Below are 12,139 nucleotides of genomic sequence, written 5' to 3'. Positions count from 1 at the left end.
TTTTTGAACAAATATACACTTATGATCATACAAGACGTAATTAATCATTTGCACAACTTAGCGCCTTTGGCTTATGCTGAAGATTTTGACAATGTTGGTCTTTTAGTTGGCGATAAAAATGAGACCGTTTCCGGAATTCTGGTTACTTTGGACACACTTGAAGCCGTTGTAGATGAAGCTATTGAAAACAATTGCAACCTTATCGTAAGTTTCCATCCTATTATATTTTCAGGTTTAAAAAAGTTAACAGGAAAAACTTATGTGGAGCGTGTGGTCATAAAAGCGATAAAATATAATATTGCTATTTTTTCAATTCATACCGCTTTAGACAATGCGCTACAAGGTGTGAATTCTATCATATGCGACCAATTAGGGTTAACCAATAAGAAAATTTTAATTCCACAATCTGGAACCATTAAAAAGCTACAAACCTATGTTCCAAAACCAAATGCCGAAGCTTTGAGAACGGCTTTATTCGAAGCTGGTGCTGGAAGTATCGGTAATTACGAATCTTGTAGTTTTAATGTTGAAGGCAAAGGCACGTATTTAGGCAATGAAGATTCCAACCCTGTAATTGGACAAAAAGGGAAATTACATACCGAAGCTGAAACCGCTATTTCTGTCACTTTCAAAAAACATCTGGAATCAAAAGTCTTAAAAGCATTGTTCGACGCACATCCATATGAGGAAGTTGCTTATGAAATTTCAACTTTAGAAAATAACAATCAACATATTGGAATAGGCATGATTGGTGAACTTGAAAATGCCATGGAAACCGAAGATTGCCTTAAGCTAATTAAAACCAAAATGAATACGGAATGTATAAGACATTCAAAATCCTTAAATAAACCTATAAAACGAATTGCGGTATTAGGTGGCTCAGGTAGTTTTGCTATTTCTGCCGCAAAAGCCGCTAATGCTGACCTCTTGGTTACTGCAGATTTAAAATATCACGACTTTTTCAGTGCAGAAAATGCTATTGTTTTAGCCGATATTGGACATTATGAAAGCGAACAGTTCACAAAATCGTTTTTAGTAGACTATCTCTCGAAAAAAATTACTAATTTTGCAATCATTTTATCAAAGACAAATACAAATCCGATAAAGTATTTATAATTATGGCAAAAAAAGCTGAAGTTTCTGTTGAAGAGCGATTAAGAGCACTATATGATTTACAATTAATTGACTCTAGAGTAGATGAAATAAGAAATGTCAGAGGCGAGCTTCCTTTAGAAGTTAGAGATTTAGAAGACGAAGTTGAAGGACTTAACTTAAGAATGGAAAAGCTAAATGATAGCTTAACTATTATTGATGACGAGATTAAAGGAAAGAAAAACTTAATCGAAGAAGCCAAAAATTTAATCAAAAAATACAGTGAGCAGCAAAAGAATGTTAGAAATAACAGGGAATACAACTCATTGACTAAAGAAGTTGAATTTCAGGAACTGGAAATTCAATTAGCAGAAAAACACATTAAGGAATTTAAGGCGCAAATAGAGCAGAAAAAAGAAGTGATTTCTGAAACTAAAGACCGCTTAAAAGATCGTAATGCACATTTAAAGCATAAAAAAGGAGAACTTAACGAAATTTTGAAGGAAACTGAAAAAGAAGAGGAAGCCCTTTTAAGTAAGTCTGACGATTTTCAGAAAAAAATTGACGAGCGTTTAGTTAAGGCTTACCATAGAATTAGAAACAATGTTAAAAATGGTTTAGCTGTTGTTGCTATAGAACGTGGTGCTTCTGGAGGCTCTTTCTTTACGATTCCACCTCAAGTACAAGTAGAAATTGCGTCTCGTAAAAAAGTAATTACCGATGAGCATAGTGGTCGTATCTTAGTTGATGCAGCTTTAGCTGAAGAGGAAAAAACAAAAATGGAAAAATTATTTGCTAAATTGAGCAAATAAAAATTCAATACATCATAAATTCTGAGCCCTTGCAAATGCAAGGGCTTTTTTTATTTAAGATAAATTTAGAATAATTAGATTTAAGGTATTGTATCTTATTACGACTACAGGAAAAGAAAACTCAGGGTTTCAGTTGACGAGATCCTAAAAAAAATTCAGGATACAATGAAAAAGTTATTAAGCATTTTAGCCATTACCTTATTTTTTAGTTGCCATAACCAAGCACAGACCAACCCAGAACAACAAGCTGTTATAAACGCAGAACCTGTTGCTGTGCCTTTAAATGATGGAAAAGCAAAAGCCTATTTTGCAAGTGGCTGTTTTTGGTGCGTTGAAGCAATTTACGAAAGTGTAAAAGGCGTTGATGAAGTTATAAGCGGTTATTCAGGCGGACACACTAAAAATCCTACTTACGAATCCAGCAACACAGGCATAACAGGACATGCCGAAGCTGTAGAAGTCATTTACGATCCTGAAGTGGTCAATTTTAAGAGCTTAGTTGATGTGTATTTTGGTTCTCAAAATCCAACTCAAGTCAATGGTCAAGGTCCTGACAATGGTTCACAATACGGCTCTATTATTTTTTATCAAAACGATGAACAAAAGAAAATCATTGAAGATAAAAAAGCAGCTTTAGCCAAAGAATTGGATGCGACCATTGCTGCTGAAGTATATCCTTTTCAAAAGTTTTGGGTTGCAGAAGATTACCATCAAAATTATGAAAGACTGCATCCAAACCAAGGTTATATTAGAAATGTATCGGTTCCTAGATTGAATAGATTTAAAGCTAAGTTTCCTGAGTTGTTGAAAGAAGACGAAAAGCATTAAATTAGTTCGTTATCCTGCGAAGTTTCAAAACCTTGTAGGTAGTCCTGTTTTTCCTTCAAGACCTACGTGGTTTTTGAAACCTTTCAGGTCAAAGCCGAGTGGTTAAAGGGACTTCAATTTATTTGCCTTCAACTCAAAAATCATAGGAAACAATTGGTTCTTCATTTTATACATTCCTGATTCGGTTTTAATTAAATCCGGAAACACATCATAGGGACTTTCATCATATTCATTGAGATATTCAATTTGTAATCCCGCTTCAATAAGTGAATTTACAACTTCGCTCAAACCATGATTCCAGCCATATTCCTTACTTATCATTTTTGATGCTTGATTGGCATAAGTGCCTTCATATTCATCATAAATCACATCCTCTTGGTTATAATGGTATTTCATTTTGACTTTTCCATGCTCATAATCAAACATCCAAGCAATAGGATGAAACTCTACAATATAAAATGTACCACCAACTTTCAAGCGCTCTGAAATCATTTTTGCCCAAGGTTTCAAATCTGGTAACCAACCAATGGTTCCATAACTCGTAAATACAATATCGAAGGTTTCAGAAATATGTTTTGAGGTGTCTAAAACATTACAACAAATAAACTCAGCATCGCACTGTAATTCAGAATTTAATTGTTTCGCCAGCTTTATGCCTTCATCACTCAAATCCACACCAACGCACTTGGCTCCCAATCTACTCCAACTCAAGGTATCTTGACCAAAATGACATTGTAAATGCAACAATGACTTGCCTTTTACATTTCCTAATGCTTTTAATTCATAAGGCATCAATGAAGTTTTTCCAGTTTTAAAAGCCTCTAGATTATACATGTCACTTTGTGCATGTATAGCCACTTTTTTGTTCCAAGTGGCTTTATTAACTTCAAAATAATTAGCGTGATCTTCCATTTTATTCTAATTTAGTTCCTTCTCATCGTGATCCCAATAGCTATCGGGAAGTATGGGATTAAATTTGAACGTAATTTAAACAACTTTTTAATATGCAATCTTTATATATAAGTCTGATATGCCTTTTACTAGTTTCAGCATGTAAATCTGATAAGTCAGAAACAACAAAAACAATAATCACAGATAAATCCAAAGAATTAACTGTAGCTGAAAAAATTGCCTATTCGCATGGTTTTGAAAATTGGAAGAACGTTGAAGAAGTACAATTTACCTTTAAAGTCGATAGAGATACCATAAAAGGAAAAGGAAGATCTTGGGTCTGGAACCCAAAAGATGAGAAGGTACAAATGGAATCAGACGAAACTACGGTTGCTTATGTGAGAAACAAAATGGACAGTACGGACATCTCAACCGACAGTGCGTTTATCAATGACAAATTCTGGTTGTTAGTGCCCTTTCAATTGGTTTGGGATACCTCAGCAACCATTTCTGAATCCAAAAAAGCAGAAGCTCCAATTAGCAAAACTAATATGAACATGATAACGTTGACCTATCCAAAGGAAGGTGGCTACACACCTGGCGATGCTTATGACATTTTTTATGATAATGATTATATAATTAAAGAATGGGTTTTTAGAAAAGGAAATGCTGAAAAGCCAACTATGGTAACGACTTTCGAAAATTATAAAAATTACAATGGTATCAAAATCGCCACTGATCACAAAATGGAAGGTGGCAACTGGAATCTAAATTTTACAGATGTCAGTATTACTTTGGACGACGAGAAATAAGACCGTATTTTTACGACCTATAATGTAAGATTCACGTTTTAACTAAAACGTATAGCTTACATTTTCCGCCTTTTGGCGTCTATATATTCGAAGCACTTTATCTGTAAAGTTAGAGTGCTTTTTTTTGGTTATTAATGAAATTTTACAAAAATGTTTAAAGTTTTCGCATATCAACAGCTATGGTAAACGTAATCGAAGTCCCTACACCTACCTCGCTTTCCAGCTCTAACGTTCCACCAAGCATCTCAACATAAGCTTTTGAAATAGAAAGTCCTATTCCTGATCCATGAAGTCCTAATTTATTATCTATATCGACTTGATAAAAGGGATTAAAAATGGTCTCTTTTTTATCCTTAGGAATACCTGCTCCTGTATCCTTAATTTTGAATATAAGAAGAGAAGCACTGCTATTGAAACTACAAATGATGCTAATTTTATCACCGCTAGATGTGTATTTTACCGCATTTTTCAGCAAATGCTTTAACACATCAATTAATTTTTCGCTATCAGAAAAAATATGACTATGTTTTTCCTGAATGAAATTATTCAAAGTAAACTCAACGTTTTTTAATTCTGTTTCACTTAAAAACAAGTTATAAATAGCATTAATACTATTATTAACATTGAATACCGATGTTCTTACCTTCATCAGACCTGTTTCTATTTTAGAGATATTTAAAATATTAGTAATAACATCTAATAGCTCATTACCATTGCTTTCAATAATTTTCACAAATTCCTGATATTCTTCATCTTCAATATGGTACGATTTTAACAGTTCGGCACTTCCTAAAATCCCATACATCGGTGTTCTAATCTCATGACTCATATTAGTTAGAAATGCTGATTTTAAACTATCTGATTCCTCGGCTTGCTCTTTAGCGATGATAACATTTCTATGTTTTTCTAAAAGCTCATCTTGAAGTTGATTTTCTTTTAATAACGCGTTATGCATGCGATCTACTAAAAATGAAACTGATAATACGGTAAGCAAACCAAAAAGAATATTATTTATAAAAACAATAAATAATATTTCTATAGATGACACCGATAAAATCTGGAAATTTATCCACTCCAAATAAGCAATAAGCAATAGTAGTCCATAAAACACAGCCGAAATTAACACACAATTAATACCGGCTCTTTTACCACTATATAAGGTTATTAAAACACTTATCATAAAGAGCAAGATCGTACCGTTGCCATTAAGGCCTAAATCAATTATCAAAGCAAAAGATAGCAATATCAAATTGGCAGAAAATATAGTTTTCTTTGTTTTTAAATGCATTTTACGATTAAAAACTAAGAAAAACATGACCAAAATAGCAATAGTATCAATATAGAAAACAAACCATTTATCTAGAGCAATGGCTATGCTAGCACTCGGTATGTAAGATAATAAACTTAAAGCAAGCGTCAATATTAAAATAGAGGTAAACAGTTTATCTCTAAAATATGTTAAGTTCTCCCTATCAGTCTTAATGGTAAAACCGCTATACTCGTAATACCATTTGAGATAAGATTTCCATAATTTATTTAACATACAAAAAACAATTTTTGATTATAAAGTACGCAAAAAGATCTATTCAAAACTATTTAATTCTCATTTATTCTGGCATTATTTCTGAATTATTCGATTAACCGTAATTTCATATAAATATGCTATTTTTGTTACAAACCGAAAAACCTTTTATATTGTCCAATTATAAACCAGGTCTTGATTACGCAAAACAACTAGACCAATTAGACGAATTATCTCACTATAGAAACCAGTTTCATATTCCAAAGGATAAAAACGGAAATGAACTCATATACCTCTGTGGAAACTCATTGGGCTTGCAACCAAAATCAACCAAGTCATACATTAATCAAGAACTAGAAGATTGGGCTAACCTTGGTGTTGAAGGACATACAGACGCCAAAAACCCTTGGTTGCCTTATCATGAATTTTTAACAGAAGCTACAGCGAATTTAGTTGGCGCAAAACCCATTGAAGTCGTAACAATGAATTCATTAACTGCGAATCTTCATTTTATGATGGTTTCATTTTACAAACCAACTGAGAAGCACTATAAAATCCTGATTGAACATGATGCTTTTCCTTCCGATAAATATGCGGTAGAATCGCAATTAAGACATCATGGCTTTGATGACAAGGACGGTTTAATCCTTTGGGAACCTAGAAAAGACGAAGAATTATTACGCTATGAGGATTTAGAGTCTATTCTTGAAACACAAGGCCATGAGATTGCCCTCATTATGATTGGAGGTGTGAATTATTATACGGGTCAGTTTTTTGATTTGAAACGTATTACCGATCTTGGACACCGATACGATTGTAAAGTGGGTTTTGATTGCGCGCATGGTGCAGGAAATGTTAATTTAGACTTACACAACTCTGGAGCAGATTTTGCCGTTTGGTGCACTTATAAATATATGAATTCAGGGCCAGGGAGTTTATCTGGATGTTTTGTCCACGAAAGGCATGCTTACGATAAAAATCTCAACCGATTCACGGGTTGGTGGAGTCATAACAAGGCCACACGTTTTAATATGCGACATGAATTTGATGTGTTGCCAGGAGCCGAAGGGTGGCAATTGAGCAATCCACCTATTCTATCTATGGCTGCGATTAAAGCATCATTGGATATGTTCAATGACGTTGGGATTGAAAAACTGATAGAAAAATCGAAAAAACTAACCGGTTATTTTGAATATCTATTGAAAGGTTTGGGTGATGACACCATCCGAATCATCACACCGGAGAATCCTAATGAACGTGGTTGCCAATTATCGATTCAAGTGTTGAAAGCAGACAAATCATTACACGATAAATTAACTGAAGCAGGAGTGATAAGTGATTGGCGAGAACCAGACGTTATTAGATGTGCACCTGTACCTTTATATAATTCGTTTGAGGATGTTTATTTGATGGTTGATAGGTTAAAGCAAATCCTGAAAAAGCCTTCCCTACCCCTTCCTGAGAAAGGGCACTGAGAACGCAATTAATATTCTCGATTTTCAATACTTTTAAGATTCAAAAAGAACAACAGTCCCTTCCTTTAATTAATGGAACTAGCTTCTACAACATAAAAAATTATTAGTTTACGAAATGAATAATAACAAAATTACCCATAACAGTGAGAAAGTCTTCCCCATTGGGGAAGATTTAGAAGGGGCTCGGGCTCAAAACATACTAATAATTGGAGCAGGACTCTGCGGAAGCCTACTAGCACTAAGACTGGGCCAAAGAGGTTTTAACGTAAGCGTTTACGAAATGCGACCAGACTTGAGAACCACAGATATATCTGCTGGTCGTTCCATAAACCTGGCACTTTCAGACCGAGGAATCAAAGCTATGAAACTTGTCGGCATAGAAGACAAAGTGAAAGCATTATGCATTCCTATGAACGGTAGAATGCTTCACGATAAAGAAGGTAACACCTTTTTATCCAATTACAGCGGAAGGGACTACGAATACATCAATTCAATTTCCAGAGGCGAATTAAACGCTTTGTTATTGACCGAAGCCGAAAAGCACGACAATGTTACCATCCATTTTAACAAAAAATGTAAATCTGTTGATTTTGAAAAGACCACAGCATTATTCCAAGATCACGACTCCAAAGATGAATTTATAGAAGATGCAGATTGTATCATTGCCACCGATGGCGCAGGTTCTGCTCTACGAAAAAGTTACTATTTAGGCAAAAAATTCTTGTTCAGTTTTTCTCAAGATTTTTTAAGCCATGGTTATAAAGAACTAAGCATTCTTCCAACCGAATCTGGTGATTACAAGACCTACAAAAACGCCTTACATATTTGGCCAAGAAGTAGTTTTATGCTCATTGCCTTACCAAATTTAGATGGCAGTTTTACAGTTACTTTGTTTTTAAGTTTTGATGAAGGCGAATACAATTTCAATAATTTAACAACACCAGAATTGGTCACAGAATTCTTCCAAAAAGAATTTCCGGATGCCTTGGAAATAATGCCAAATCTTGTTAAAGATTTCTTTGAAAATCCGACAGCAGCTTTAGGCACCGTCAAATGTTCGCCTTGGCATTATAAAGGAAATACGCTTTTGATGGGAGATGCTGCTCACGCTATTGTGCCATTTTATGGTCAAGGCATGAACGCTTCGTTTGAAGATATTGTTGAATTCGATAAAGTCCTCGATCAAAATTTAGAAAGCCTACCTGACGGCGAGGCAGGTTGGGAAGCCACATTTAAAACTTACGAAAAAAACCGAAAAAATGATACCGATGCCATTGCCGATTTAGCGGTTGACAATTTCCATGAAATGAAAGGTCATGTATCCAATCCTATTTTTCAAGAAAAGCGAAAAATTGAAATGGCTTTAGAAAAAGAATTTCCAAATGAGTATGCATCAAAATATAGTTTGGTTACCTTTAATGAAAACATTGGTTATAGACATGCTATGCTCAAAGGTAGAGCACAAGACAAGGCTATTTTGAACATGTTAACTGACAAAATAATTTCATCAGAAGATGATTTAAAAGACATTTTAGAAAAAGTAAAAGCGGAAACTGAAGCAATTTTGGAAGATGATAGAATTGCTGGGCTCTAAAGCCTAACCTTTCCAAAGAAAGGGAACTAGGAGCATTTTAAATAAAATAATAATAACAAAATTCTCATTTCGCCCAAGTGAGAGTTCCTTCCCTTCCTGTGCTGAGCGCAGCCGAAGTATGGGAAGGCTAGGATGGGCTTTTTTCACATGAATAACGTAACACCAAGAGGAGCATATCCACACGTAAAACAAGTTGGCGATTTTATTTTCGTTTCAGGCACCAGTTCCCGAAGACCAGACAATTCTATTGCAGGCGTTGATATCATAGATGAAATGGGAACAAAACGTTTAAATGCCTATACACAGACCCAAGAAGTATTAAAAAATATTGAAAAAAACTTAGCCAAAGTTGGCGCAAGTTTAAAAGATGTGGTTGATGTCACTTCCTTTTTAGTAAATATGAATGACTTTGCAGATTACAATAAAGCTTATGCTGAGTTTTTCGAAAAAGAAACTGGACCAACAAGAACAACGGTTGCTGTACACCAATTGCCGCATCCTGATTTGGTGGTTGAGATAAAGGTTATAGCTTTTAAGAAAAAAGAATAAAGAAGCAGGAGCAAAGACGCATTAAGGTTGTATTTTGTAACTTGTTTAATTCTCAAAAGCCTTTAATGATAATATTATAAAACCTCACAAGCTTTTCAAACCTTTGAGGCCTAAAATAACTAAATATTCGTGAATTCGTGGCAATTATTCAAAACTACATAAACGGAAACTTCCATAATCCAATTAAAAATAATTGGATAGACAATTACAACCCTTCCAATGGAGAAGTGTACGGACAAATTCCTAATTCAACAAAAGAAGATGTTGAAAAAGCATACAGTGCTGCCAAATCAGCCTTTCCCTCTTGGCGCAAAACCACAATCGAAGAACGCAGTCGCATCTTAATTAAAATTTCAGAATTACTAGAAGCCAACTTAGACCGTTTAGCAGAAGCCGAAAGCAAAGACAACGGCAAACCTATCAATTTAGCAAAAGCAGTTGATATTCCTAGAGCTGCAAGTAATTTTCGTTTTTTCGGAAATGCTATTACCCAATTCGCTAGTGAAAGTCATGAAAGTGTAGGACAACAAGCTATCAATTATACCTTACGTCAACCGATTGGCGTCGTTGGTTGTATAAGCCCTTGGAACCTTCCACTCTATTTATTTACTTGGAAAATTGCGCCTGCGCTTGTTGCTGGAAATTGCGTAGTTGCAAAACCTAGCGAAGTCACACCAATGACGGCTTATTTATTAGGCGAAATTTGTAACGAAGCTGGTTTACCTAAAGGCGTATTGAATATCGTTCATGGATTAGGAACAACCACAGGGCACGCCATTATTGAACATCCAGATATTAAAGCAATTTCGTTTACAGGCGGGACAGCAACAGGTGCGCATATTGCAAAAGTCGCCGCACCAATGTTCAAAAAACTATCCTTGGAATTGGGTGGGAAAAACCCGAATATCATTTTTGCTGATTGCGATTATCAGGATATGTTAGCCACTACGGTACGTTCGTCATTTGCTAATCAAGGTCAGATTTGCTTATGTGGAAGCCGTATTTTTGTTGAAGCTTCTATTTATAATCAATTCAAAAAAGATTTTGTTGAAAAAGTAAAAGCGTTAAAAGTTGGACATCCTTCAAATGAAGATACGAATATAGGAGCATTAGTGTCCCAACCACATTTGGAAAAAGTAAAAGAATACATTCAAATCGCCAAAGACGAAAACGGCATTGTTTTATGCGGTGGAAATGAGGTCAAGATAAAAGGATACGAAAACGGTTATTACTTAGAACCTACTGTAATCGAAGTTCCTAATAATGAATGCCGAGTGAACCAAGAAGAAATTTTTGGACCAGTAGTGACTATTATGCCTTTCAAATCAGAAGATGACGTTTTAGAAATGGCAAACAAAGTAAAATACGGTTTATCCGCAACGCTTTGGACGAATGATTTAAAACGTACCATGAAAATGAGTAACGAACTACAAGCTGGCATAGTTTGGGTAAATACTTGGATGATGCGCGATTTAAGAACGCCTTTTGGTGGCGTAAAAGCATCTGGAGTTGGCAGAGAAGGTGGATTTGAAGCTTTGCGGTTTTTCACAGAAGCTAAGAATGTTTGTATAAAGTATTAATCCAATTCCTGCGAATGCAGGAATCTCATAAATTGAAAAGAAATTATTAATCATACGTTTTACTGAAATTTCTTCAGTGAGACTTAAAAAAGATTCCTGCCTTCGCAGGAAATATTATGGATTTACATCTAAACAACAAATACGCACTAGTCTGCGGAAGCACAGCAGGAATAGGAAAAGCAACAGCCATAGCATTGGCTCAAGAAGGTACAATAGTAACCTTAGTTGCTAGAAATGAGGACAAACTTATAGCAACATTAGCTGAATTGCCTCAACAAAGACAACACGATTATATTGTGGCTGATTTTTCAAATCCTGATGACTTAAAAACTAAAGTTTCAGATTATATATCAAAACATCATGGCTTTCATATTTTAGTTAATAATACTGGTGGCCCTGCAGGTGGTCCCATATTTTCCGCTAAAGTTGAAGAGTTTGAATCGGCTTTCACACAACATCTAAAATGCAATCATGTTTTGGCCCAAACCGTCGTACCATTTATGAAAGAAGAAGGTTATGGCAGAATTGTAAATGTTATTTCAACCTCTGTAAAACAGCCTTTAGATGGACTTGGAGTTAGCAATACCATTAGAGGGGCTGTCGCCAATTGGAGTAAGACTTTAGCAAATGAATTAGGGCAATTCGGGATAACGGTAAACAACGTTTTACCAGGAGCTACAGGAACAGAACGCTTAACGCAAATTATTAAAAATAAATCCGCTAAGTCTGGTCATACGGAAGAAGCATCTGCCAATGCCATGAAAAATGCCGTACCTGCTAAACGTTTTGCAAAACCTGAGGAACTCGCAGATGCCATTACATTTTTGGCTAGTGAACGTGCAAGCTATATCAACGGAATTAATCTTCCAGTTGATGGAGGAAGGACGAAGAGTTTGTAAAAAAAGCCCACCCTAGCCTTCTCATACTTCGGCTGCGCTCAGAACAGGAAGGGAAGGAACAATTACGTAAAAAATGTATTATATT

11 protein-coding genes are annotated in these 12,139 nt (G+C 35.2%); 9 read left to right on the top strand and 2 right to left on the bottom strand.

The genetic code is table 11. From position 1 onward, the window contains the following. Positions 1-21: 21 nt before the first annotated feature. The 3 genes from HM990_RS03140 (at position 22) to msrA (ending at position 2,732) form a co-directional block, all read left to right on the top strand. Positions 22-1,116 (top strand): Nif3-like dinuclear metal center hexameric protein, encoded by a 1,095-nt coding sequence (locus HM990_RS03140; RefSeq protein ID WP_178987547.1) that lies wholly within the window; start codon positions 22-24, stop codon positions 1,114-1,116. A gap of 2 nt (positions 1,117-1,118) precedes the next feature. Next, complete coding sequence (locus HM990_RS03135; protein ID WP_178987546.1) at positions 1,119-1,904, top strand: zinc ribbon domain-containing protein; 786 nt, start codon at positions 1,119-1,121, stop codon at positions 1,902-1,904. A 165-nt stretch (positions 1,905-2,069) separates the two neighbouring features. Next, a complete protein-coding gene (msrA, locus tag HM990_RS03130; RefSeq protein WP_178987545.1) occupies positions 2,070-2,732 on the top strand; it encodes a peptide-methionine (S)-S-oxide reductase MsrA in 663 nt (220 codons plus the stop codon). A gap of 102 nt (positions 2,733-2,834) precedes the next feature. On the opposite strand, the gene HM990_RS03125 is transcribed toward msrA, so the two are convergent. Then, complete coding sequence (locus HM990_RS03125) at positions 2,835-3,644, bottom strand: class I SAM-dependent methyltransferase (RefSeq protein WP_178987544.1); 810 nt, start codon at positions 3,642-3,644, stop codon at positions 2,835-2,837. Between the two features lie 92 nt (positions 3,645-3,736). Between HM990_RS03125 and HM990_RS03120 the strand changes: the two genes are divergently transcribed. Continuing rightward, positions 3,737-4,435 carry a hypothetical protein gene (locus tag HM990_RS03120; RefSeq protein ID WP_178987543.1) on the top strand — a complete coding sequence of 233 codons (699 nt, stop codon included), beginning with the start codon at positions 3,737-3,739 and terminating at the stop codon, positions 4,433-4,435. A gap of 154 nt (positions 4,436-4,589) precedes the next feature. Here HM990_RS03120 and HM990_RS03115 read toward each other — a convergent pair whose 3' ends face one another. Continuing rightward, positions 4,590-5,978: a sensor histidine kinase gene (locus HM990_RS03115; protein ID WP_178987542.1), complete on the bottom strand. Its 1,389-nt coding sequence runs from the start codon at positions 5,976-5,978 to the stop codon at positions 4,590-4,592. 152 nt (positions 5,979-6,130) lie between these two features. On the opposite strand from HM990_RS03115, the gene kynU reads away from it, so the two are divergent. From kynU to HM990_RS03090, 5 genes are all read left to right on the top strand, one after another. Then, positions 6,131-7,432, top strand: a complete 1,302-nt coding sequence (kynU, locus tag HM990_RS03110) for a kynureninase (protein ID WP_178987541.1) — start codon at positions 6,131-6,133, stop codon at positions 7,430-7,432. Positions 7,433-7,547: 115 nt separating this feature from the next. After that, the gene (locus tag HM990_RS03105) at positions 7,548-9,026 is read left to right on the top strand and encodes an FAD-dependent oxidoreductase (protein WP_178987540.1); all 1,479 of its coding nucleotides are present in this window, start codon (positions 7,548-7,550) and stop codon (positions 9,024-9,026) included. Positions 9,027-9,173: 147 nt separating this feature from the next. Further along, on the top strand, positions 9,174-9,575 hold the full coding sequence (locus HM990_RS03100) for a RidA family protein (RefSeq protein ID WP_178987539.1): 402 nt from the start codon (positions 9,174-9,176) through the stop codon (positions 9,573-9,575). Positions 9,576-9,712: 137 nt separating this feature from the next. Further along, a complete protein-coding gene (locus HM990_RS03095; RefSeq protein ID WP_178987538.1) occupies positions 9,713-11,155 on the top strand; it encodes an aldehyde dehydrogenase in 1,443 nt (480 codons plus the stop codon). Positions 11,156-11,271: 116 nt separating this feature from the next. Further along, positions 11,272-12,054, top strand: coding sequence for an SDR family oxidoreductase (locus tag HM990_RS03090; RefSeq protein ID WP_178987537.1), 783 nt, complete (start codon positions 11,272-11,274; stop codon positions 12,052-12,054). The last annotated feature ends 85 nt before the right edge of the window (positions 12,055-12,139 follow it).

Origin of the sequence: Winogradskyella schleiferi (assembly GCF_013394655.1) — a bacterium.
Taxonomy (GTDB): domain Bacteria; phylum Bacteroidota; class Bacteroidia; order Flavobacteriales; family Flavobacteriaceae; genus Winogradskyella; species Winogradskyella schleiferi.
The sequence above is the reverse complement of the archived record's forward strand: the minus strand, read 5'-3'. Positions and strand labels throughout refer to the sequence as shown.